Source organism: Thermohalobaculum xanthum (assembly GCF_016623495.1).
Lineage (GTDB): Bacteria > Pseudomonadota > Alphaproteobacteria > Rhodobacterales > Rhodobacteraceae > Thermohalobaculum > Thermohalobaculum xanthum.
In genome coordinates, this window is the sequence record NZ_JAEHHL010000005.1 from 1 (window position 1) to 23,061 (window position 23,061).

Here is a 23,061-nt window from a genome sequence, read left to right on the forward strand (position 1 = left end):
TCCCTCCCAGAAATGAATGTCCCCTGCGACCTGCTCCGCGCCAGTGGTGCGCGCGGGCGTCATGCCCGGCCGCCGAGAGGAATGATCTCGGGCGCGGCCGGCGTCCAGGGCGTGCCGCTCCAGTCGCCCCACCACGCGTCGACGGAAAGGCCCGCATCCCCGATGCAGGCAGCGACAGTCTCGCGCCGGGAAAAGCGGATGCGCGAATGCGCGCTCAGCTCGTGGCCCGTGACGTGGCTTCGGTACACGGTGGTGTAGGTCACGATCCCCTCTGCCGACGGCCCGTCGACATCGTTCCACGCATCGAATTCGCCAAGTGCCGGGTGGCGCAGGGTGCGCCGCGACAGCGACGGCACCCATTCCTGCCATTCGGCGGCGCCGGGGTTGCGCGTGTCGAAGACGAAGCGGCCACCCGGCGCGAGATGCGCCGCGATCGTGCGACAGGCGGCGCGCATGTCGGCCTCCGTCAGGAATACCTGGAAGGCATGGCCGGTCATCACGACGAGATCGAATCGGCGCCCAAGTCGGAGGTCGCGCGCGTCGCCCGCGATCCACTCGACGCGGCCGCCGCCGTGCCGGGCTCGGGCAAGATCGAGCATCGCGCCGGCGCGGTCCACGCCCACCACCTCGCCTCCACGCTCGGCGATCGCCGCGGCCAGAAGACCGGTGCCACATCCGAGGTCGAGCACGCGTGCCGCATCCTGCGCGAGGCGCAGGCAGCAGCGCGTGTCTTCGGCCCACCCGTTTTCAAGATCGTAGAAGGCAGCGAGCGCCGGATCATCGTAGAGCGCATCGCCGATCGCTTCGGGGCGCTCTGCGCTTTCCTTTTCCAATCGGGATGCCCGGGTCACTTGGCGGGGCTGCGCCGCGCCGCCTCGGTCGCGTCGAAGCGCCCCTCCCACTTCGTGACCTCGGTGTCGTAGTCCGGATGGATGGTTCCGAAGACGCGATCCCAGAGCGAGAAGAAATTGGCGTAGTTGTAGCGGAAGGCCGAATGATGCTGGTCGTGATAGACCGTGCAGATGCCGAGCCATGGCCAGCGCATGGTCGCACCCGCGAAGTGCTCGTAGCCCGAATGCCCGATGATCGCCGTGATCTGGTCGAAGAGGCGCACAAGGACGATCGACAAGAGAGGCACCGGGAGCAGGAGCGGCAGCAGCACGTAGAAGCTGTGGGTCATCGCCGTGTCGACCGCATGTCCCGAGTCGTTGCTCCAGACCGTCGGCGTCACGTTGAGATGATGCGGTTTGTGAAAACGGTAGAGCGGCCGGGTGTGGAGCAGGCGGTGCACCGCGTAGAACCAGGCGTCGAGCAGGACGATGCCCAGGCCCGCCATCAGCGGCACGGACCACCACGTCGGCTCGAGCGGCCCCACGCCCCAGCCCGCGCGCTGAAGCGTGATGCCGAGCGCAATGCAGGTGCAGGTCACGACGAGCTGACGGATCGAGGCCAGCATGTCGCTGATCCGATCCGAGCTTGCTTCCCGCTGCTGGATCTTGCGCTCGGGGTGACGCCGGTTGATCGCCTCGAGTGTCAAGCCGAGCGACAGGAACACCGCCACGCTTGCCGCGAAGACAAGCGCCCATGTTGCGGCGAACTCGGCGAGGAGCGTCTCGGTCATCGGTCGATCATCCCGGAGGCTGCAAGCGGCATGGCGCCAGTCAATGCTCTCGGGCCGCCCGGGTCAATCACTTGCGCCAGAAAAGTGGTGTGAAGAGCACCAGCACGCTGAGGAATTCGAGGCGACCAAGCAGCATGCCGAAGCTGAGCAGCCATTTCGTGGCCTCGCCGAGCGGAGCGAAGTTGCCCGAAGGCCCGATCACGGGGCCGAGGCCCGGCCCGACGTTGCCGAGCGTCGCGACCGAGCCGGAGATCGCCGTGAGCGTGTCGTAGCCCATGAGCGAGAGCAGGATCGACCAGATCGAGAGGCATACGACGAAGACGAAGAAGAAGCCCATGATCGAGGAGACAACCTCCGGCTCGACCGGGCGGCCCTGGTAGTGCAGCGGGAACACGCCGTTGGGGCTGTGGATGCGCTTGATCTGCACGACGAGCGCCGCATAGAGGATCTGGTAGCGGAACACCTTGCCCGAGCAGGTGGTCGATCCCGAGCATCCGCCGATCAGTGCCCAGACGAAGAAGATCGTGACGGCGAACCCGCCCCAGCGGTCATACGCGTCCGAGGCGTAACCCGTGCCGGTCATCACGGAAGTCAGGTTGAACGACGCCTCGCGCAATGCGTCGCGCGGCAGATGATGGCCATGCCACACGAGCCAGGCAGTGACGACGCCGATGCCCACGCCGAGGATCGCGACGAAGGCACGCGCCTGGGAGTCGCGCCACAGAGCCATCGGGGCGCCACGCATGATCTGGATGAAGCGGATGAACGGCACCGCCGCGAGGATCATGAACAGGACGCCGACGTAATGCGCCCCTTCCGAGAAATGCTCGAAACCGGTGTCGTAGTTTCCCATCCCCCCGGTCGAGAGCGTGGTCATCGAATGCACCAGCGCGTCGAAGCCGGACATGCCCGTGAGCGAGTAGCCCAGCCCGCAGGCCGCGGTGAGGCCCACATAGATCCAGGCAAGCGACCCGGCGATCTCGGTCGCGCGCGGCACGATGTCGCCCGAGAGGTCGAAGCTTTCCGACCGGAAGAACTGCATCCCGCCGATCCGCAGTGCGGGCATGAACACGATTGCCACCACGACGATGCCGACACCACCGAACCACTGCATCATGCCGCGCCACAGCAACATCCCGCGTGGCGCGTCGGCCAGGCCGGTGAAGACGGTCGCCCCGGTCGTCGTGAGTGCGGACATCGCCTCGAAATAGCCGTCGGTAAACGACACCCGGGGGGCACCGAACACGAAGGGAAGGGCGCCGAACACCGGCAGCACGGCCCAGACGAGGACGGTCAACATGAAGGCCTGCCGCCGCGTGAGGCCATGCAGATCGCTTCCGCGCGTGGCAGTCGAGATCGATACGCCGCATGCAATGGCGAGGAAGCCCGCCAGAAGGACGCCGTGCCAGTTCGGGTTGTTGTCCCACCAGTCGAGCCCGGCGGGCACCATCATACTGGCCCCAAGCAACGCACTGAGTTGCCCGATCAGCCGCCCTACAGGTTGGAAGTCGTGCATCTGTGCAGGAAACCTTCACGCGGGCCGGCCAGTTGGCGGCGTGCCCGCGGATCAGAACGGGATATCCTCGCTGCCACCTTGGTTTTCCGCCGGTGTGACGTAGGAGGCAACGACTTTCTTCTCGCCCGCCTTCTCGAAGGCGATGGACAGCTTGTCGCCCTCGATGCCCGTGATCCTGCCGTAGCCGAACTTCTGGTGAAACACGCGGGTGCCGGTCTCGAAGCGGGCGGATGCGGTGGCGTTCACGACGGGTGAATGCGCCCCCCGGCCCTGGCCCGCGCCGGCGGACGCCCTGCGCTCGGCCATGCGCTTCCAGCCGGGCGAGTTGTAGGTCGAGGCTTCGGCCGCGGCGCGCTCAAGCGTCGAGCCGGTCATTTCCTGTGCCGCCGCTGCGCCGTAGCCGCCGCCATAGAGGCCCGGGGGCGTCAGCACCTCGACCGTCTCGGGGGGCAGCTCATCGATGAAACGCGAGGGCAGCGAGGACTGCCAGCGCCCGTAGATGTGCCGGTTGGCGGCGAAGCTGATCGTCAGATGCCGCCGAGCCCGCGTCAGGCCCACATAGGCGAGGCGGCGCTCCTCCTCTAGGCCCTTCACGCCGTTCTCGTCCATCGAGCGCTGCGAGGGAAAGAGGCCGTCCTCCCAGCCCGGAAGGAACACCGCCGGGAACTCGAGCCCCTTGGCGCCGTGCAGGGTCATGATCGAGACCTTCGCGCCGGCATCGTCGCGCTCGTTGTCCATCACCAGGCTGACATGCTCGAGGAAGCCCTGGAGGTTCTCGAACTCCTCGAGCGCCTGAACCAGTTCCTTGAGGTTCTCGAGGCGCCCGGGCGCCTCGGCGCTGCGGTCGGCCTGCCACATCGCGGTGTAGCCCGACTCGTCGAGAATGATCTCGGCAAGCTCGACATGGCTCACCTCGGTGCCGCGCAGCATCTCGGCCCATCGGTCGATCTGACCGACGAGTTGGCCAAGCGCCGACGCGCCCTTGCGGGTGATGCCCTCGCCGCCGCCTGCGGCGATGCGTGCCGCTTCAAGCAGGTTTGTCCCTCGCTCGCGCGCCAGTTGGTTGAGACGCTGGATCGCCTTGTCGCCGAGCCCGCGCTTGGGCGTGTTGACGATCCGCTCGAAGGCGAGGCCGTCGTCGGGGCTGACCACGATGCGGAAATAGGCCATCGCATCGCGGATCTCCATGCGCTCGTAGAAGCGGGGGCCGCCGATGACGCGATAGGGCAGGCCAATGGCAAGAAAGCGGTCCTCGAAAGCGCGCATCTGGAACGAAGCCCGCACCAGGATCGCGATCTCGTCGAGGCTGAGCGCGTCGTGACCCCGGGTGCCACGGGCCAACGCCTCGATCTCCTCGCCGATCCAGCGGGCCTCCTCCTCGCCATCCCAATGCCCGATCAGCCGCACCCGCTCGCCCGCGTCGGCATCGGTCCAGAGCGTCTTTCCAAGGCGCTCGCGGTTCGCGGCGATCACCCCGGAGGCCGCGGCGAGAATATGCGGCGTCGAGCGGTAGTTCTGTTCGAGCCGGATGACCTGCGCGCTCGGGAAATCGCGCTCGAAGCGCAGGATGTTCCCGACCTCGGCGCCCCGCCAGCCGTAGATCGACTGGTCATCATCGCCCACGCAGCAGATGTTGCGGTGCTGCGCCGCGAGCAGTCTCAGCCAGAGGTACTGCGCAACGTTCGTGTCCTGGTACTCGTCGACAAGGATGTAGCGAAAGCGCCGCTGGTAGTCGGCCAGCACGTCGGGATGGTGCTGAAAGATCGTGACGACATGCAGCAGCAGGTCGCCGAAGTCGACCGCGTTCAGCGTCCGCAGACGTTCTTGGTACATGCGGTAGAACTCGACCCCGCGGCCCTCGCCAAAGCCGGTCTCGTCGGCGGGCACTTGCCCGGGGCCCTGGGCGCGGTTCTTCCATCGGTCGAGCTGTGCCGCGAACATCCGTGCGGGCCAGCGCTTGTCGTCGACGCCCTCGGCATCGAGCAACTGGCGGATCAGGCGCAACTGGTCGTCGCTGTCGAGGATCGTGAAATTGGGCTTGAGCTCGACGAGTTCGGCGTGGCGGCGCAGGATCTTGACGCAGATCGAGTGGAACGTTCCCAGCCAGGGCATCCCTTCGACCGCGTTGCCCAGAAGCTGAGCCACCCGCTCCTTCATCTCGCGCGCGGCCTTGTTTGTGAAGGTCACAGCGAGGATCTGGCTGGGAAACGCGCGCTGCTGGTTGATCAGGTGCGCGAGCCGCGTGGTCAGCACCCGCGTCTTCCCTGTGCCGGCGCCGGCGAGCACCAGCACCGGGCCGTCAAGCAGTTCGACGGCTTCGCGCTGTGCTTCGTTCAATCCCGGAAGGTATGGCGGCTGAGGGCGCGCGCGCTCGGAAAGCGGTCGGCTCTCCCATGCGTCGAAGTCGTCGATCTCGCTCGGATGGGCATTTGTCATGCGGCGGAGGATAGCGTTGGGCACGCAGATGGGAAAGTGCCTGTTCGCGACATGTTCGCAAATTGGCCGCCGAGTTTGCAGCCGCCTCGGCGCCCCGGGCAGGCGCGCGCAACGATCACGAGTCCGTTGCAGGTCTTGCCGCGTGTCCCCCGCGAGCCATAGTTGAGCGATACCAGATACGATGGAGCGCACCGATGTTCGGGATTTTCGGAGCAAAGAAGACGCTGATGCCGGAAGCCGGGAAGGCCCTCGCAGGCCGCGCGGAGCCCATCGCCACGGCCGCGAACCATTTCATCAACGGCCGCCCGCTCATGGGCCCTTATCCCGAGGGCACCGAGATGGCGATGTTCGGGATGGGGTGCTTCTGGGGGGTCGAACGCATGTTCTGGAAGATCCCCGGTGTCTGGGTGACGATGGTGGGCTATTCAGCCGGCCAGACGCCGAACGCCACCTACCGCGAGGTCTGCAGCGGCCAGACCGGGCACAACGAGGTCGTGCGCGTGGTCTTCGATCCCACGCTGGTGCGCTATGACGATCTTCTCCGAGTGTTCTGGGAGGGGCACGATCCGACGCAGGGCATGCGGCAGGGCAACGATGTCGGCACCCAGTACCGCTCGGGCATCTACACCTACTCGGCCGAGCAGGCCGCTGCGGCCGAGGCCTCGATGGCCGTCTACCAGGAGCAGCTTGCGGCTGCGGGCTTCGGTGCGATCACGACCGAGATCCTTCCGGCCGACGAGTTCTATTATGCCGAGGACTACCACCAACAATACCTTGCCAAGAATCCCGGCGGCTACTGCGGCGTGGGCGGCGTAGGCGTGAGCTGCCCGGTCGGCACCGGCGTCTGATCTCTCGCGACGGTCCGATCGTCTCCGACGCGGTCGCCAACAGGCACTGATGCCCCTTCTCTCGGCTCGCGATTGCGCGTATGCCCGGGCCCGCAAGATCGGAGAAGGGGATTGCGCCACATGCCAACCTGGACGGCATTGACCACCACCGACGGCGAGCCTTCGGCCACGGCGCTTGGCGCGGCGATGGAGGAGCTGCTCGACCCCGCGCCGACAGGCATCGGCGTCTTCGAGATCGAGGACGGCTCGGGTCGCTGGGAGGTCGGCGGCTACTTCCTGGAACGCCCTGATACGGCAGCGCTTACGGTTCTCGCGACCGTCCACGGCGCGCGCGATTTCTCCGTCAGCCGTGTCGAGGATCGTGACTGGGTCGCGCAGGTTCGGCGCGAGCTTCACCCGATCGAGGCTGGACGCTTCATCGTCTACGGGCCGCATGACGCGGCCAGCATCCCGCCCAACCGGCCGGGATTGATGATCGAGGCCGCGATGGCCTTCGGCACCGGGCATCACGGCACGACGCAGGGCTGCCTTGTCATGCTGGACCATCTGCTCCGCCACGGGCTCAAGGCGCGGCGCGTGGCGGATATCGGTTGCGGCACCGGCGTTCTGGGCATGGCGGCCGCGCGGGTATGGCGCGTTCCGGTCATCTGCGCCGATATCGATCCCGTGGCCAGTGCGACGGCGCGGGCGAACGCCGTCGCGAACCATCTCCACCCTTGGGTCAGGACGGGCACGGCGGCAGGGTTTCGCGGGACGCTCGCGCCGTCTCGTGCGCCCTACGACCTGGTCTTCGCGAACATCCTGGCAGCGCCCCTGAAGCGGCTCGCGCCGCAGATCGCACGGCACCTGGTCCCCGGCGGGCGCGCGGTGCTCTCGGGGCTTCTGCATGCGCAGGTGCCGGGCGTCGAGGCGGTGTTCCGCGGTCACGGCTTCACGCCCGAGAAGAGGGTCAGGCTGGACGCGTGGTCGACGCTCTTGATGCGCCGCGGCGGTTGATCGCCGAGTTGCCCGGCCCGGAATGCGAAAAGGCCGCCCGGTGGGCGGCCTACGCATTTCTTGATTGACCGATCCGGGTCGACGATGCCGTCAGACGCGGCCCTTGCTGATCAGCGTCTCGATATCGGCGCGGGTGAGGCCGATGTCCTCGAGCTGACGCGAGCTGAGCCCGTTCAGGATCCGCGCGGTACGGCGTGCATCGCGCCACGCCTGAGCGCGGGAGATGATGTCGGACGCCACCGACACGGCGCGGTACAGGGTGATCGCGCCGAGGGGCAGCGTGGTCTGGTTGTTTGTGGTGATCGCCATGGCGGCGCCTCCTCGAAAGAAACTGCACTGGGCCTTGCCCGTTGGTCGACCGCAGATAGGGCTTCCGACGAACTTGAACAATTGCCATAAACGCATGGCTGAGTTGCGGTTTTGCCGGATCTTGTGCGGCGCACAAAAGCGACTTCTTCGCGGCCGCAAAAGTCGCTTTCCGGCATCTCCGTGCTGGCGGGCGTTCCCGTTTCGTGCTAGTCGTTGCCGAATTGCCGCGGCGGGGGAAAAAGAATGCGGGTGATTGGCTTCGATCCGGGGCTCAGGCGCACGGGCTGGGGCGTCGTGGATGTGACCGGCAGCAAGCTGGCCCATGTCGCAAATGGCTGTTGCGAGTCCGGCGAGGGCGATCTCGCGCTTCGGCTCGCGCGGCTGCATCGCGAGATCGAGCGCGTGATCGAGACCTTTGCGCCGGACTGTGCGGCCGTCGAGCATACCTTCGTCAACAAGGACGCGGCGGGAACGCTCAAGCTTGGCCAGGCGCGGGCCATCTCGCTGCTGGTGCCCGCTCAGCGTGGCATCCCCGTTGCGGAATACGCGCCGAACGCCGTCAAGAAGGCGGTCGTCGGGGTCGGCCATGCCGAAAAGGCGCAGATCCAGCACATGGTGCGGATGCTCTTGCCGGGCGTGCATTTCGGGAGCGCGGATGCCGCGGACGCGCTCGCGATCGCCATCTGCCACGCATGGAGCGCCGGGGCGGGCGCCCGGCTCGGCGCTGCGCTGGAGCGGCGGGCATGATCGGCAAGATCACGGGAAGGGTTGATTACGTCGCCGAGGATCACGCCCTGATCGAGGCAGCGGGCGTGGGATACATCATCTTCTGTGCGCCCAACACCCTGGCGAGCCTGCCCGCGCCCGGCGAAGTGGCTGCACTCTATACAGAACTGGTGGTGCGCGAGGACCTGATGCAGCTCTACGGCTTCCGGTCGGTGGTCGAGCGCGAGTGGCATCGGCTGCTCACGTCCGTTCAGGGGGTGGGCGCAAAAGTGTCGCTCGCGATCCTGGGTACCCTCGGTCCCGACGGGGTGAGCCGTGCATTGGCGCTTGGCGATGCGGGCGCGATCCGCCGCGCGCCGGGGGTCGGGCCGAAGCTGGCGGCCCGCGTCGTGAACGAGCTCAAGGACAAGGCGCCCGCCGTGATGGCGCTGGGTGCAGGCCAGCGCGCCGTGGCTGGCCCGGTGTCGGGGGCATCGGCGCCTCCGTCGGCGGCCATGGCTGATGATCCGGGCGGCGCGCATGCCGTCGGCCCGGCGCCGGTCGAGGTCGCGGCCGACGCCAATGCCGTGGCCGATGCGCTTTCCGCACTGGTTAACCTTGGCTACGAACGGGGCGAGGCCGCCCGTGCGGTTGCAGAGGCATCGGAAGAAAGCGGCGCCGGTGCCGCGCACCTGATCAAGGCGGCCTTGAAGCGCCTTGCTCCTACCGCATAGGCTCGGCGCGATGGCGAACCCCGATCCGATCCTGCGCGCCGATCCGCAGCCCGACGATGCCGAGGCCGAGGCGCGAGCACTGCGGCCCCAATCGCTCGACGACTTCACCGGCCAGGCCGAAGCGCGCGCCAACTTGCGTGTCTTCATCGAGGCGGCGCGCCGGCGCGGGCAGGCGATGGATCACCTGCTGCTCTACGGGCCGCCGGGCCTCGGCAAGACCACGCTGGCGCAGATCGTGGCGCGCGAGCTGGGCGTGAATTTCCGCATGACCTCGGGCCCCGTGATCGCCAAGGCCGGGGATCTTGCGGCGGTGCTGACCAATCTCGAGCCGCGCGACGTGCTGTTCATCGACGAGATCCACCGCCTCAGCCCCGTGGTCGAGGAAATTCTGTACCCCGCGATGGAGGATTTCGAACTCGACCTTGTCATCGGCGAGGGGCCTGCCGCCCGAACCGTGCGCATCGACCTTGCACCCTTCACGCTGATCGGTGCGACGACGCGTCTCGGGCTGCTGACGACACCGCTGCGCGACCGGTTCGGCATTCCGACCCGGCTCGAGTTCTACACGCATGACGAGCTTGCGCTGATCGTCGGCCGTGCCGCACGCATGATGGGCCTGACCGCCGAGGCCGACGGCGTCACCGAGATCGCGCGGCGCGCCCGCGGAACGCCGCGGATTGCCGGGCGCCTGCTGCGCCGCGTGGCCGATTTTGCGCTGGTCGAGACCGAGGGCCGGCTCACACGGGCGCTTGCGGACCGCGCTCTCGAGCGCCTCGGCGTCGATCACCTGGGGCTGGACGGCGCCGATCGGCGCTACCTCGGCACGATTGCCGAGCACTACGGGGGCGGGCCCGTCGGGGTCGAGACCATGGCGGCCGCCCTTTCCGAGGCGCGCGACGCGATCGAGGAGGTGATCGAACCCTTCCTGATGCAGGCGGGCCTTGTCGCGCGGACCCCGCGCGGGCGCATGCTCACCCGCGGCGCCTGGCGGCATCTTGGCCTGACGCCGCCCAAGTCAGCCGAGCAGGCGGGGCTGTTCGGGGATGCAGATGGCTGAGGCCACGCCGCCGGACAGTGCCGGCCGGATCGAGGCGCTTTTCACCCGCTCGGACGGCTCGTTCCGCTTTGCCCGGTGGGGCAGGCCGCTCGCCCCCATGGTCTACGGCACGAACGACGAGGGCATCCGCATTGTCGAGGAGGCACTCGCCTCGCTCGCCGGCTTGACCGGGCTCGCGACCGCCGAACTCGACCCCGAGCTTGGCGCGAACTTCCTTGTCTTCTTCTGCCGCGACTGGGACGAACTGACCGAGGTGCCGAACCTCGCCAAGCTCATCCCCGATCTCGACCGTCTCGTCCCGACGCTGAGCGGCGCGGGCGCGAACCAGTATCGCATCTTCGGCTTCGACGGGACCGGTGCAATCCGGATCTGCATCACGCTGATCCGCTATGACGACGATCTTCAGCAGGTCTCGGCGCAGACGCTTGCGGTGAGCCAGTGCCTGATGGGGCTCCTGCTCTGGTCCGACCGCGCCTTCGCGGCCGAGAGCCCGATCGCGCTCATCCAGGACACCGGGCGCTGCGTGGTCAAGCCCTGGTTCCAGGCGCTGATGCGCGCGGCCTATGACGCCGCCGTGCCCGCCGCCTCGGCCGACGCGGCGCTTGCGCTGCGTCTCGCGGCGCGGGTTATGCTGATCGAGCAGGCGGAGGGCAGCGGCGCGAGTTGAGCACGCCTCACCGCGCGATGCCGAGCCCCTGTAGAGCCTCGCGGCAGCCTGGCGTCATGCCAGCCGCCTTCTCGTCGACGCAGGCCATGACGCGGCCGTCACCCGGCTCGACCGCCCCGCAGGCGAGGGCGATCTCGTCGCCGCAGGCGCGCTCGACAATGGCGAAGCTGTTCGAGAGCGCCTCGAGCGGCCGCGGCGCGATGGCAAGCGCGGAGCCGCAGCGCGGGCTGAGCGCCGCCTCGTTCTGCGCGAGGCAACCAAGGAGCCGCCCCCCGCCGGGTGCGACCCCGGCGCAATGGGTGGTAATGTCGGTGCTGCAGCTGTTGAGCACCTCGACGATGCTGTCGCCGGCGCTGTCGTCGGCCCGGGCCGACAATGCCGCCACCAGAACCAGCGTCGCCGCGCCCGCGATACGGCCATACCCCGCCATTCTCTCCTCCCCCGTCCGTTTCGTTGGCGGAGGATGACAAGTCGGGCGCGCGCCCGCAAGATGCCGGCCGACCCCGAGGAGGCCCGTTGCGATGCCCCACAGCATGACCGTCCGCGTCTACTACGAGGACACCGACCTTGCCGGTGTCGTCTATTACGCGAATTACCTGCGTTTCATCGAGCGTGGCCGGACCGAGGCATTGCGTGCAGCCGGCGTCGATCAGGGGCGCCTCAAGGCCGAGGATGGCGCCGTTTTCGTGGTGCGCCGGATCGAGGCGGACTATCTCGCGCCAGCGAAGTTCGACGACATGCTTGCGGTCGCGACGCGGGTCGAGGCGATGACCGGCGCCACCGTGACCATGGCGCAGGAGGTGGCGCGCGACGGCGTGATTCTCTTCCGCGCGCGGGTTGTGATCGCATGCATGGGAACCGATGGGCGCCCGAGACGTTTGCCGGGGGTGGTTCGAGAGGCGCTCGCACCGCACGGCTGAAGGCCGGGGAACGCGTAACCGTTCAAGGTTGGGACGCATTGCATGCGTGCTCTTGCCAATATGGTGGGTCGCCCCCTAAATCCCTCGAAATTTCGGCCAGATTCGCGCATAAATGCGTGAGACAAAAAAGAGATGGCAAGGCCACCGCCACGGAGGCGGGGGTCGACCGCAAACAAGGCAGCCGCGCGCGCGCGGATCGAGAGCAGGGCAGAGAAAATCATGGATGTACTTGGCCTCAGCACTGCGGCCATTGGCCTGGTGCAGTCGGCGGCCACAGAGGCGCCGTTGGGTCTTCCGGCGGCGGGGGAAGTCGATTTCTCGGCGTGGAGCCTCTTCCTGCGCGCGACCGTCGTCGTGCAGGTGGTGATGATCCTCCTCGTGCTCGTGTCGTTCTGGTCGTGGGCAATCATCTTCGACAAGACCATCCAGTTCGGCCGGCTGCGCCGGATGGTGGCGCAGTTCGAGGGCGACTTCTGGTCCGGCCAGCCGCTCGAGGAGCTGTTCGACCGCATCGGTCAGCGCGCGCGCTCGCCGATCGAGCGCGTCTTCGTTGCCGGAATGACGGAGTGGAACCGGTCGGTCCGCAAGGTCGGCGGGATGATGCCCGGCACGCAGCAGCGGGTCGAGCGGGCGATGGATGTCGCAATCGCGCGCGAGTCCGAGGAAATCACGAAACGCCTGCCGTTCCTTGCGACCGTCGGTTCGGTCTCGCCTTTCGTCGGGCTTTTCGGCACGGTCTGGGGCATCAAGCACAGCTTCGAATCGATCGCGATGCAGCAGTCGACAAACCTCGCCGTCGTGGCGCCCGGCATTGCCGAGGCGTTGTTCGCGACCGCGCTTGGCCTGCTGGCGGCGATCCCGGCGGTGGTGGCCTACAACCGTCTTCAGGCGGACGCCGACCGGCTGACCGGCGGGCTCGAGAACTTCGCGGACGAGTTCTCGACCATCCTGGGCCGGCAGCTCGACCGGCAGAGCGGCGGGGAGGCCTGAGATGGGTGCAGCAGTTCAGAAGTCGGGACGCGTGAGCCGCAGGGGCCGCGCACGCACGGCGCCGATGTCCGAGATCAACGTCACGCCCTTCGTCGACGTGATGCTGGTTCTGCTCATCATCTTCATGGTGGCGGCGCCGCTGCTCACTGTCGGGGTGCCACTCGACCTGCCCAAGACGCAGGCGCAGAGCCTGCCCTCCGAGAACGAGCCGCCGCTGACAGTGAACCTTGACGGCGAGGGGCGCGTTTACATCCAGAAGACCGAGGTTTTGCCCGAGGAGCTGATCGTGCGCCTGGCGGCGATCCAGGCCGAGCGGACGTCGGACAAGATCTACCTGCGCGCCGACCGGTCGCTCGACTACGGCCGGGTGATGCAGGTGATGGGTGCGTTGTCGGCCGGCGGTTTCGCGCGGGTGGCCCTCGTGACGGATCAAGCCGACCGCGGCGATCGGTAAGGGAGTGTTGGCAGGCCCCTCTCGGGTGCCGCCACGGTGGAAAAGATGCGAACCGGGACGATCATTTCGGGGACACTGCACGCGGGAGCGCTCATGCTCATCGTGTTCGGGGCCAATTTGTTCCCGTCGCGCGATCCCGTCACTCTGGTGATGGCGGATGTCGAGGTGATCGACGTGGCGCAGTTCGATGCCATGCTCTCGACCGAGCCCAATCGACCGGACGACAAGCCGAACGACCTGAACCAGCCGGAGGCCGACCGAGCCGCCGAGGTCGAGGCCGACAAGCAGGACCTGGCGATCACCCCGCCCGAGACGCCAACGCTGGCGAGCAAGACCGATGTTCCGGAAGGCGCGGCCGAGCGGCCCGAGATCACGCCGCCGCCCCGCGTGCGGGTGGTGCCGTCCGAGGCGCCGCGCATGACGATCGCGGATATTCCCATCCCGGACTCGCTGCCAATTCCGCAGGCTCGCGAGCCCGAGAGCAAGCCGTCGACCGAGCCCGTGTCGGCCCTCGCCTCGGTGCCGTCGAAGATCCTGACGCCCGCACCCGTGGCGCCGCGTCCGGTGACGCCCGAGCCCTCGCCCGACGCGGCCGAGGAGAAGCCCGAGGACAAGCCCGACCCGACCGCCGTGGCCGAGGCCTCGCAGCCCGACGCGCCGCTTGCGCCCGCGCCGCGCGAGGCGCGCCTTCCGGTCGCGCGTCCGGCGGACGTCGCGCGCGCGGCGCCCGCCACGGGCCCCGCCGAGGCGCCCGCCGAGAAGGTGGCCGAGAAGCCGAAGCCGGCCGAGGCGAAACCTGCGGAGAAGACTGCCGAGAAGCCGGCGGCGACCGACCCCAAGCCCTCGGGCGGCTCGAATTCGCGCTTTGCCGCGACCTTCAGCCAGGGGGAGAAGGACGCGCTGTCGCTCGCGCTGCGCAAGTACTTCACCTACAACGGCAATCGCGCCGATCGCAGCCTTCGCGTGACGCTGGCGATCGGGCTCGACGCCACTGGCCGCATCACGTCGGGGCCCGAGCTTCTGCGTGCCCAGGGCGGCGACGACGCGACCCAGAGCGCGCTTTACCAGGCGGGCCGGCGTGCGCTCCTGCGTGCCATGAACGCGGGCGAGTTCGGGAAGCTCCCGGCCGACAAGTACGAGGTCTGGCGCCTCATCCACGTGACCTTCACACCGGAAGAAATCGGGTTTTCCTCATGATCTCGTTGGTATCGCCCGCCTCGTGGCGGCCCTTCTCCCTGACGCACATCCGGCGCCTGTTCGCGCTCGGTGCGGTGCTCGCGCTCAGCGTGCTGATCACGGCGCCCCTTGCGCGAGCGCAGGGGACGCCGCTCGAGATCACCGTGGCGGGAGCCGAGTTCGAGCCGATGCCGATCGCGATCCAGCCGTTCCAGAGCGCGGATCCTTCGCTCACGTCGGTCGCGGCCGACATCGTGCAGGTGATCTCGGACGACCTCGAGCGCTCGGGCCTCTTCAGGATCGTTCCGCGCGAGGCGCATGTCAGCCGCGCGGTTCCGTTCGACAGCATGCCGGCCTTCGCCGACTGGCGCGTGATCAATGCCGATGCCCTGGTGACGGGGCTCCTGGCGCGGGCCGAAGACGGGCGGCTGCGCGTGCAGTTCAGGGTCTTCGACACCCAGGGCGAAGAGCAGGTCGAGGGGCTGCAGCTTCTGTCGGCGCCCGAGGACTGGCGCCGCGTCGCGCACAAGGTCGCGGACGGCATCTATTCGCGCCTGACGGGCGAGGGGCCGTATTTCGACAGCCGCGTCGTCTTCGTCGACGAGACGGGCCCCAAGGGCGACCGCCGCAAGCGGATTGCCATCATGGACCAGGACGGCGCCAACCTGCGCTACCTGCCGGCAGAGGGGCTGGTCCTGACGCCGCGCTTTGCGCCCTCGGACCGCGCCATCCTTTACATCTCATATGACACGGGCGAGCCGCAGGTCTACCTGATGAGCCTCGACGGCGGTCAGCGCGAGCGGTTGGGGAACTTCCCCGGCATGACCTTTGCCCCGCGGTTCTCGCCTGACGGGTCGCAGGTCGTGCTCTCGCTGGCGCAGGACGGCAACACGGACATCTACGCGATGACCCTGGCGGGCCGCCAGATGCGCAGGTTGACGTCGCATCCGGGCATCGACACCGGGCCCTCGTTCTCGCCCGACGGGACGCAGATCGTGTTCGAGTCCGACCGCGGCGGGAGCCAGCAACTCTACATCATGTCGAACGCGGGCGGCGAGCCGCGCCGGATCAGCTTCGGCCGCGGCAGCTACGGCACCCCGGTCTGGTCGCCGCGGGGCGATCTTATCGCCTTCACCAAGATCCTCGGCGGCCGGTTCCATATCGGCGTGATGCGCACCGATGGTTCGGACGAGCGGTTGCTCACGTCGAGCTTCCTCGATGAGGGGCCGACCTGGTCGCCGAACGGCCGGGTGCTGATGTTCTTCCGCGAGAGCCCTGGCCAGTCCGGTAGCGCCCAGATGATGTCGATCGACATCACGGGGCGAAACCTTCGCGTCGTCCCGACGCCGAACGCGGCGTCAGATCCCGCGTGGTCGCCACTCAGGCGATAGGGGAATTCTTCCGCGCCACGTCGCGCCCGGGTTGCGGGGCGTCGGGGTGCGGGCGATAGTGCGCGCCGGGGCGTGGTTGCCACGGCGCAAATCCGGCTTCGAAAAGGAGATAAGCCAGATGAAGATCAAAGCAGTCGCGGCCCTCGGCCTTGTGGCCCTGCTCGCGGCCTGTGCGGGCGATGATGCGGTCGATGCCTCGGCCGGTGCAGGCGCGGGCGGTGCCGGCGTCGCGGGTCAGCCTGACCCCAGCACGATCGCCTATTTCAACCAGGTCGTGGGTGACCGGGTATTCTTCGCGTTCGACAGCTCCGAGATCGATTCCCAGGCACAGGCGACGCTGGCGCAGCAGGCCCAGTGGTTCCGGAACAACCCGGCCGCCACGGCGACCATCGAGGGTCACACCGACGAGCGCGGCACGCGTGACTACAACCTTGCGCTCGGCGCCCGCCGTGCCAACGCGGCCCGCGCATTCCTGATCTCGCAGGGCGTGCAGGCGGACCGTCTTCGCACCGTGAGCTATGGCAAGGAGCGGCCGGTTGCGCTGTGCTCGGACGAGAGCTGCTGGGCGCAGAACCGCCGTGCGGTCAGCGTCGTCGTGGGTGCGCCCACCAGCTGAGCCGGATCCGGCAGGTTCGGGCGGGGGTGATGGCCTCCGCCCGAACGTATCGAAAGGGAGACGACAGAATGCGTCCGACGAACTCCGCCCGGCCCGCACGCAGCGCCGTGAGGTTCTCCGCGCTTGCCGCCTTGATACTGACGACGTCTCTCGGCGGGGTGGCGGTGGCGCAGTCCTGGTCGGCCGCTCAGCCTTCTGCCGACGATCTGCGCTACCGCCTGAGCGTGATCGACGCCGAGGTGCAGCAGCTCAAGGCGCAGATCGGGGGCGCAGGCGTATCGAGTGGCGGCGGTACCGTGCCGGCAAGTGGCGACGCGCTCGTGCGGATCCAGAGGCTCGAGGCCGAGATCAGCCGCCTCACGGGCCAGGTCGAGGAACTCCGCTTCCGCATCGACCAGGTCTCGAATGATTCGACGCGCCGCTTTGGTGACATCGAGTTCCGCCTGACCGAGCTTGAAGGTGGCGATATCTCGGCCCTGGGTCAGACGCCGCCCGTTGGCGGCGCGCCTGCGACCGTCGGGACCAGCGACCCGGGCACGCAGCTCGCCACGACCGGTCCCGAGGTATCGGTGTCCGAGCGCAGCGACCTCGACCGGGCAATCCGTGATGTCCAGCAGGGACGCTTCGACCAGGCCGAGGACAGGCTGCGCCGCTTCCTCAACGATTATCCCAGAAGCCCGCTCGAGAGCGAGGCTCAGTTCTGGATGGGTGAAAGCCAGTTCGTCCGTGGCGCGTTCCAGGAGGCTGCACGCAGCTATCTGGGCGGCTACGAAGTCGACCGCCAGGGCCCGCTGGCGGCGCGCAACCTCGTGAAACTGGGCGTCACGCTGGGACGCCTTGGGCAGGTCCGCGAGGCCTGCCTGACGCTCAACGAGGTGAGCAACCAGTTCTCAAGCGACAGCCGCGCGGTCGGCGAGGCCCAGGCCGAGGCGCAGCGGCTCGGCTGCAGCTAAGATGCCAAGGCGCCCCCGCGCACAGGGGAGTGCGCGCGGGGACTCCGTAGGCCATGCCGCGGACGACGCGGCCGCTCGTGTCCTGTCGGATGCGGGCGAGGCGATCGCCGCGGCGCTCGACCGGCTCGCACCGAGCGGGCGCTTGGGTGTCGCGGTTTCGGGCGGCGGTGATTCCATGGCGCTGCTGGTGGCTGCGCACGATTGGGCGGCCGCGCGCGGGCGAGGCCTTTCCGTTGCTACCATCGATCACGGATTGCGACCCGAGGCTGCTGCGGAAGCGCTGCAGGTAGCGCGGCTTGCGCAAGGGATGGGGCTTTCTCACGCGACGCTGAAGGTCGCGTCCCTTCCGCCCGGCAACGTCAATGCCCGTGCGCGCGACGCGCGCCACCGGCTGCTTGCCGACTGGGCGCGCGCCGAGGGACTCGCGGCGGTGCTTCTTGGCCACACGCTCGATGACCAGGCCGAGACGGTCCTGATGCGGCTCGGTCGCGGTTCGGGCGCGGATGGGCTTTCGGCGATGGCCGAGGCGACGCAGCGCCTGGGCCTGTCCTGGCTGCGCCCGGCGCTGTCCTTGCGGCGCGCCGATCTGCGGCGCTGGCTCGAGGCGCGCGGCGTCGCCTGGATCGAGGATCCCACGAACGAGGATGTCGCTCACCAACGGGTCCGCGTGCGGCGCGCGCTCACCGTGCTTGAAGAGGCCGGAATCCACCCCGAGATGATTGCCGCGAGCGCGTCGAGGCTGCGCGCTCAGCGTCGCGTGCTCGACGGCGTGACGGCGGATCTCGCGGCAGATGCGCTCGAACTCGGCCCTGGTGGCGCGCTTCTGGTCGACCGTGCCCGCCTCGCCGCCGCAGATCCCGAGATCGCTGGCCGCATGATCGCTGCGTGCATCATGGCAATCACCGGCGCCGACTATGCGCCGCGCGGCGCGGCGCTGGCGGCGCTGATCGCCGGGCTCAGCCTTGCGCGGCCACGGGGCGCCACGCTGGGCGGGGTGATTGCGCGCCCCGCGCGCCGTGGCAGGGTTTTGCTCTGCCGCGAGCCTGCAGCGGTCGCTCCCGAGGTCGCAATCGGGCCTCGCGGCGCGACATGGGACGCGCGCTGGCAGGTCGACCCCTTCGATGGGGCGGATGTCACGCTGGGGGCGCTGGGCTCTGCGGGCGTGCGTGACCTGCCGCCGGCGCTGCGCCCCGCTGGATGGGACGACATGGCCCATGTCGTGCGGCTGACCCTTCCGGCGATCCGTCACCGGGGCAACCTGGTGGGCGTTCCCCAGCCGCGTGGCGACATGCCGCTGGCCGAAACGCCCGGTTTCGCGGTGCTCGCGCGCAATCTGGTTCGCGAGCGGTTGCCCTTCACGCAAGACAGGCGCTAAGTGAGGGTTTCATGGCCTTAACCTTGCGCCCACGCGCCCTATGTTAATGGCATCGTGCCGCAGTCGCGGCTGCAGTGGACCAACTTGCGGGAGCTCTCTTCTGTGGGAAATGCCAAGAACCTCGCCTTCTGGGCGATCCTGATCCTCCTTCTCGTCACGCTTTTCAGCGTGTTCCAGGACGGGTCCCCGGCAGGCGGTGGCGCCTCGATGTCCTACACGCAGTTCCTCGATCGCGTCGAGCAGGGCGACATCTCGAGCGTCGTGATCGACGGCGAAACGGTGAGTGGTCGCGCAAGCAATGGCGAGCGCTTCCAGACCATCCAGCCGAATGACGGGACGCTGATGGAGGCGCTGCGCGCCGCCGGCGTCGATGTTCGGGTCGAGCCGCAGGAGCGGGGGGGACTTTTGTCCACGCTTGGCTTCTGGCTGCCGATGCTGATCATCTTCGGTATCTGGATCTTCTTCCTCAACCGCATGCAGGGCGGCGGGCGTGGCGCCATGGGCTTCGGCAAGAGCCGCGCCAAGCTGCTGACCGAACGCACGGGCAAGGTCACCTTCGACGATGTCGCGGGCATCGACGAGGCGAAGGAGGAGCTCGAGGAGATCGTCGAGTTCCTGCGCGACCCGCAGAAGTATTCGCGCCTCGGCGGCAAGATCCCGAAGGGCGCGCTGCTGGTTGGCCCTCCGGGCACCGGTAAGACGCTGCTCGCGCGCGCCATCGCGGGCGAGGCCGGCGTGCCGTTCTTCACCATCTCGGGCTCGGACTTCGTCGAGATGTTCGTGGGCGTCGGCGCCAGCCGCGTGCGCGACATGTTCGAACAGGCCAAGAAGAACGCGCCCTGCATCGTCTTCATCGACGAGATCGACGCCGTCGGACGCCACCGTGGCGTCGGCTATGGCGGCGGCAACGACGAGCGCGAGCAGACGCTGAACCAGCTCCTGGTCGAGATGGACGGCTTCGAGGCGAACGAGGGCGTGATCCTGATCGCGGCCACCAACCGTCCGGATGTCCTCGACCCCGCCCTGCTTCGTCCCGGACGCTTCGACCGGCAGGTGACGGTGCCGAACCCGGATGTGGGCGGGCGCGAGAAGATCCTCGCGGTCCACGCCCGCAAGGTTCCGCTGGCGCCGAACGTCGACCTCAAGGTGATTGCGCGCGGCACCCCAGGCTTCTCGGGCGCGGATCTCGCGAACCTCGTGAACGAGGCCGCGCTGACGGCGGCGCGCGCCGACAAGCGCCTCGTGACCATGGAGGATTTCGAGCGCGCCAAGGACAAGGTGATGATGGGTGCCGAGCGCCGCTCGCTCATCATGACCGAGGACGAGAAGAAGCTGACCGCCTATCACGAGGCGGGACATGCCATCGTCGGCATGAACGTCCCCGACCACGATCCGATCCACAAGGCGACGATCATTCCCCGCGGCCGCGCCCTGGGCCTGGTTCTGAGCCTGCCCGAGCGCGATCACCTCTCGATCAGTTATCGCAAGTACAAGTCCAAGATCGCGATGGCGATGGGCGGCAAGGTCGCCGAGGAGCTCACCTTCGGCCCCGACAACGTCACCTCGGGTGCAACGTCGGATATCCAGCAGGTCTCGAAGATCGCGCGCGCCATGGTGACCCAGTTCGGCATGTCCGAGAAGCTGGGCAACGTCGATTACGCGGACCAGCGGGACAGCTTCCTCGGTGTCTATGGCGGGCAGGTGTCGATCTCGACCGACACCCAGCGCGCGATCGAGGAAGAGGTGAAGTCTCTGATCGACGAGGGTTACGAGACCGCCAAGCGGATCCTGACCGAGAAGCACGACGAGTTCGTTCGTCTGGCCGAGGGTCTGCTCGAATACGAGACCCTTACCGGTGACGAGATCCGCAAGGTGATCGCGGGCGAGAAGCTCGACCGGTCGGACGATTCCGGGCTGCCCCCGGCGGCGCCCGGCGATGGTGGTCGCACGGCCGTGCCCAAGGCCGGCAAGCCCAAGCGGGGCGGCGGGCTCGGCGACGGCGGTATGGAGCCTCAGCCGAACTGATCGTCACCTGCCGGTTGCGATGTCTTGAATTGCGAGGCCCGCCGCTGACCGCGGCGGGCCTCCTGCATCTCGGGCTGCATCTCGGATGATCGAGCCTGCCGAAATCCCGCGATCGGGATGCGCCGTCTGCTCAGTCGTAGATCTTGCGGCCGGCTTCGGTGTTCTCGCCGGGGTCGAAGGTGCCATCGTTCTCGTTGATGCCCTCGTCGACGATCAGGCCACCGGCCGTGCCGGCGGCGACGGCGGCACAGGCGCCCAGAAGCATGCATCCGAGAAGGGCCGCAATCGGTGCCAGGCCGGGGCGGTTCGATCCGTTCATAGGGTCTCTCCGTTCCTGCTTGTGCAGCGCATGAAGTTGCGCCGCGGCTAGGGGAGAAACGCGAGACCTGTGGCCGGAGTTCCGAAATTTTCCATTATAAGCAATGATGAAGGTTCGGCGAGCCGGTCCATGGCGGATCGCTTGCCAACGTCGTCGGGGCGCGCCGGGCCACGTCTCAATGGTAGATCTGGCGCCCGATCTCGGTGTTCTCCAGCGGATCGAAGGTTCCGTCGTTCTCGACCATGCCTTCATCGACGATCAGTCCGCCCGCGGTGCCGGCGAGGATCGCGACACAGCCTGGAAGAAGCATACAGGCCAGGAACAAGGCAAGGGTCACGCGCGTCATTAACTCTCTCCCGAAGGGCCCAAGGCCCGGCTGTGCGGCCAACAGGCCAAGGGCCCGGATGACACCGGGCCCTGACTGGATGTGGGGGCTGCCGATCCCGAGATCGGCGCATTCGTCAACGCGGCACGGCCGCGTTGGTTCCCTGCCCATGCTCAGAAATGGATCGCTCGCCCATATGCGTCGAGCACGCTCTCGTGCATCATCTCGGAAAGGGTCGGGTGCGGGAAGACCGTGTGCATCAGGTCCTCCTCGGTCGTCTCGAGCTGACGGCCCACGACGTATCCCTGGATCAGCTCGGTGACTTCCGCGCCGACCATATGCGCCCCCAGCAACTCGCCGGTCTTGGCGTCGAAGATCGTCTTCACCATGCCTTCCGGCTCGCCCAGCGCGATCGCCTTGCCGTTGCCGATGAACGGGAAGCGGCCGACCTTCACCGCGTAGCCTTCCTCCTTGGCCTTGGCTTCGGTCAGTCCGACCGAGGCCACCTGGGGATGGCAGTAGGTGCAGCCCGCGATCGAGGCGGGCTTGACGGGATGGACGTGGCGGCCGGCAATCAGCTCGGCGACCATCACGCCCTCGTGGCTCGCCTTGTGCGCCAGCCAGGGCGCGCCGGCGATGTCGCCGATGGCGAAGATGCCATCGACGCCGGTGCGGCAGTACTCGTCCGTCACCACATGGGTGCGATCGATCTTGACGCCCAGCGCCTCGAGGCCGAGCCCCTCGGTGTTCCCGACGATGCCGACCGCCGAGATCACCGTGTCGAAGTCGAGCTTCTCGACCTTTCCGCCCTTCTCGATATGCGCCGTCACCTTGCCCTTGGCCCGGTCGAGCTGCTTGACCATGGCCTTCTCCATGATCTTCATGCCCTGCTTCTCGAACTGCTTCTTGGCGAAGGTCGAGATCTCGGCATCCTCGACCGGCAGGATGCGATCCATCACCTCGACCACGGTGGTCTCGGCGCCCAGCGTGTTGAAGAAGCTCGCGAACTCGATCCCGATCGCCCCCGACCCGATGACGAGCAGCTTCTTGGGCATGCGTGGCGGCACCAGCGCGTGCTTGTAGGTCCAGACGAGGTCGCCGTCGGCCTCGAGGCCCGGCAGTTCGCGCGCTCGCGCCCCGGTCGCGACGATGATCGATTTCGCGGCGAGTATTTCAGTGCCCTTGTCGGTCTTGACCGAAACCTTGCCTTTGGCGGGGATCGTGGCCTCGCCCATGATCGTCTCGACCTTGTTCTTCTTGAGCAGGTGGCCGACCCCGGAGTTGAGCTGCTTCGCGACACCGCGCGAGCGTTTGATCACTGCGTCGAGATCGAACCCGATGCCGTCCGCCTTGAGCCCGAAATCCTTTGCGCGATGCATCAGGTGAAATACCTCGGCCGACCGGAGCAACGCCTTCGTCGGGATGCAGCCCCAGTTGAGGCAGATGCCGCCAAGATGTTCGCGTTCGACAATCGCAGTCTTCAGACCGAGCTGTGCGGCGCGAATTGCGGCGACATAGCCGCCTGGTCCGGCGCCGATCACGACGACATCGAAGCTTTTGGACATCTGGGCCTCCCTGGGACGGTTTCGGGAACCCTAAGGCAGGAATGGCAGACAGGGCAAACGCCA

General features: G+C 67.8%; 24 protein-coding genes. 15 read left to right on the plus strand and 9 right to left on the minus strand.

Features of this window, described 5'->3' with window-relative positions:
• Positions 1-59: 59 nt before the first annotated feature.
• From H0I76_RS09045 to H0I76_RS09060, 4 genes are all read right to left on the minus strand, one after another.
• Positions 60-833 carry a class I SAM-dependent DNA methyltransferase gene (locus H0I76_RS09045; RefSeq protein ID WP_200609516.1) on the minus strand — a complete coding sequence of 258 codons (774 nt, stop codon included), beginning with the start codon at positions 831-833 and terminating at the stop codon, positions 60-62.
• Between the two features lie 14 nt (positions 834-847).
• Positions 848-1,621 (minus strand): sterol desaturase family protein, encoded by a 774-nt coding sequence (locus H0I76_RS09050; RefSeq protein ID WP_200609518.1) that lies wholly within the window; start codon positions 1,619-1,621, stop codon positions 848-850.
• A gap of 67 nt (positions 1,622-1,688) precedes the next feature.
• On the minus strand, positions 1,689-3,074 hold the full coding sequence (locus tag H0I76_RS09055) for a TrkH family potassium uptake protein (RefSeq protein WP_325166427.1): 1,386 nt from the start codon (positions 3,072-3,074) through the stop codon (positions 1,689-1,691).
• Positions 3,075-3,188: 114 nt separating this feature from the next.
• A complete protein-coding gene (locus H0I76_RS09060) occupies positions 3,189-5,573 on the minus strand; it encodes an ATP-dependent helicase (protein ID WP_200609522.1) in 2,385 nt (794 codons plus the stop codon).
• A 194-nt stretch (positions 5,574-5,767) separates the two neighbouring features.
• Between H0I76_RS09060 and msrA the strand changes: the two genes are divergently transcribed.
• A complete protein-coding gene (msrA, locus tag H0I76_RS09065) occupies positions 5,768-6,421 on the plus strand; it encodes a peptide-methionine (S)-S-oxide reductase MsrA (protein ID WP_200609524.1) in 654 nt (217 codons plus the stop codon).
• A gap of 120 nt (positions 6,422-6,541) precedes the next feature.
• A complete protein-coding gene (locus H0I76_RS09070) occupies positions 6,542-7,417 on the plus strand; it encodes a 50S ribosomal protein L11 methyltransferase (RefSeq protein WP_200609526.1) in 876 nt (291 codons plus the stop codon).
• 90 nt (positions 7,418-7,507) lie between these two features.
• Here the strand turns inward: H0I76_RS09070 and H0I76_RS09075 are convergent, their stop codons facing one another.
• On the minus strand, positions 7,508-7,726 hold the full coding sequence (locus H0I76_RS09075; protein ID WP_200609527.1) for a DUF1127 domain-containing protein: 219 nt from the start codon (positions 7,724-7,726) through the stop codon (positions 7,508-7,510).
• Positions 7,727-7,969: 243 nt separating this feature from the next.
• Between H0I76_RS09075 and ruvC the strand changes: the two genes are divergently transcribed.
• From ruvC to H0I76_RS09095, 4 genes are read left to right on the plus strand one after another with little or no spacing between them, the layout of a single operon-like run.
• Complete coding sequence (ruvC, locus tag H0I76_RS09080) at positions 7,970-8,473, plus strand: crossover junction endodeoxyribonuclease RuvC (protein ID WP_200609529.1); 504 nt, start codon at positions 7,970-7,972, stop codon at positions 8,471-8,473.
• Positions 8,470-9,165, plus strand: a complete 696-nt coding sequence (ruvA, locus tag H0I76_RS09085) for a Holliday junction branch migration protein RuvA (protein WP_200609531.1) — start codon at positions 8,470-8,472, stop codon at positions 9,163-9,165. Before ruvC ends, ruvA begins: the two co-directional genes overlap by 4 nt.
• A 10-nt stretch (positions 9,166-9,175) precedes the next feature.
• On the plus strand, positions 9,176-10,222 hold the full coding sequence (gene ruvB, locus H0I76_RS09090) for a Holliday junction branch migration DNA helicase RuvB (RefSeq protein ID WP_200609533.1): 1,047 nt from the start codon (positions 9,176-9,178) through the stop codon (positions 10,220-10,222).
• On the plus strand, positions 10,215-10,889 hold the full coding sequence (locus H0I76_RS09095; RefSeq protein WP_200609535.1) for a hypothetical protein: 675 nt from the start codon (positions 10,215-10,217) through the stop codon (positions 10,887-10,889). The genes ruvB and H0I76_RS09095 overlap by 8 nt, the downstream gene beginning before the upstream one ends.
• A 7-nt stretch (positions 10,890-10,896) precedes the next feature.
• Here H0I76_RS09095 and H0I76_RS09100 read toward each other — a convergent pair whose 3' ends face one another.
• Entirely contained in the window at positions 10,897-11,319 is a 423-nt protein-coding gene (locus tag H0I76_RS09100; RefSeq protein WP_200609537.1) for a cysteine rich repeat-containing protein, read from the minus strand.
• A gap of 91 nt (positions 11,320-11,410) precedes the next feature.
• Between H0I76_RS09100 and ybgC the strand changes: the two genes are divergently transcribed.
• The 9 genes from ybgC to ftsH all read left to right on the plus strand — a co-directional run bounded on the left by ybgC (position 11,411) and on the right by ftsH (position 20,789).
• Complete coding sequence (gene ybgC, locus H0I76_RS09105) at positions 11,411-11,809, plus strand: tol-pal system-associated acyl-CoA thioesterase (RefSeq protein WP_200609539.1); 399 nt, start codon at positions 11,411-11,413, stop codon at positions 11,807-11,809.
• 219 nt (positions 11,810-12,028) lie between these two features.
• Positions 12,029-12,799, plus strand: coding sequence for a protein TolQ (tolQ, locus tag H0I76_RS09110; protein WP_200609541.1), 771 nt, complete (start codon positions 12,029-12,031; stop codon positions 12,797-12,799).
• 1 nt (position 12,800) lies between these two features.
• Positions 12,801-13,253 carry a protein TolR gene (tolR, locus tag H0I76_RS09115; RefSeq protein ID WP_200609543.1) on the plus strand — a complete coding sequence of 151 codons (453 nt, stop codon included), beginning with the start codon at positions 12,801-12,803 and terminating at the stop codon, positions 13,251-13,253.
• 93 nt (positions 13,254-13,346) lie between these two features.
• The gene (locus tag H0I76_RS09120; RefSeq protein WP_200609545.1) at positions 13,347-14,450 is read left to right on the plus strand and encodes a hypothetical protein; all 1,104 of its coding nucleotides are present in this window, start codon (positions 13,347-13,349) and stop codon (positions 14,448-14,450) included.
• Complete coding sequence (gene tolB / locus H0I76_RS09125) at positions 14,447-15,820, plus strand: Tol-Pal system beta propeller repeat protein TolB (protein ID WP_407704262.1); 1,374 nt, start codon at positions 14,447-14,449, stop codon at positions 15,818-15,820. Before H0I76_RS09120 ends, tolB begins: the two co-directional genes overlap by 4 nt.
• A gap of 118 nt (positions 15,821-15,938) precedes the next feature.
• Positions 15,939-16,436: a peptidoglycan-associated lipoprotein Pal gene (pal, locus tag H0I76_RS09130; RefSeq protein ID WP_200609547.1), complete on the plus strand. Its 498-nt coding sequence runs from the start codon at positions 15,939-15,941 to the stop codon at positions 16,434-16,436.
• Positions 16,437-16,504: 68 nt separating this feature from the next.
• A complete protein-coding gene (gene ybgF, locus H0I76_RS09135; RefSeq protein WP_200609549.1) occupies positions 16,505-17,389 on the plus strand; it encodes a tol-pal system protein YbgF in 885 nt (294 codons plus the stop codon).
• 1 nt (position 17,390) lies between these two features.
• A complete protein-coding gene (gene tilS, locus H0I76_RS09140) occupies positions 17,391-18,764 on the plus strand; it encodes a tRNA lysidine(34) synthetase TilS (RefSeq protein ID WP_200609559.1) in 1,374 nt (457 codons plus the stop codon).
• Between the two features lie 102 nt (positions 18,765-18,866).
• Positions 18,867-20,789 (plus strand): ATP-dependent zinc metalloprotease FtsH, encoded by a 1,923-nt coding sequence (ftsH, locus tag H0I76_RS09145; RefSeq protein ID WP_200609565.1) that lies wholly within the window; start codon positions 18,867-18,869, stop codon positions 20,787-20,789.
• 130 nt (positions 20,790-20,919) lie between these two features.
• Here ftsH and H0I76_RS09150 read toward each other — a convergent pair whose 3' ends face one another.
• The 3 genes from H0I76_RS09150 to lpdA all read right to left on the minus strand — a co-directional run bounded on the left by H0I76_RS09150 (position 20,920) and on the right by lpdA (position 22,998).
• Complete coding sequence (locus tag H0I76_RS09150; RefSeq protein WP_200609566.1) at positions 20,920-21,108, minus strand: hypothetical protein; 189 nt, start codon at positions 21,106-21,108, stop codon at positions 20,920-20,922.
• A 175-nt stretch (positions 21,109-21,283) separates the two neighbouring features.
• Positions 21,284-21,454, minus strand: a complete 171-nt coding sequence (locus tag H0I76_RS09155; protein WP_200609567.1) for a hypothetical protein — start codon at positions 21,452-21,454, stop codon at positions 21,284-21,286.
• A gap of 152 nt (positions 21,455-21,606) precedes the next feature.
• Positions 21,607-22,998, minus strand: coding sequence for a dihydrolipoyl dehydrogenase (gene lpdA / locus H0I76_RS09160; RefSeq protein ID WP_200609568.1), 1,392 nt, complete (start codon positions 22,996-22,998; stop codon positions 21,607-21,609).
• Positions 22,999-23,061: the final 63 nt, after the last annotated feature.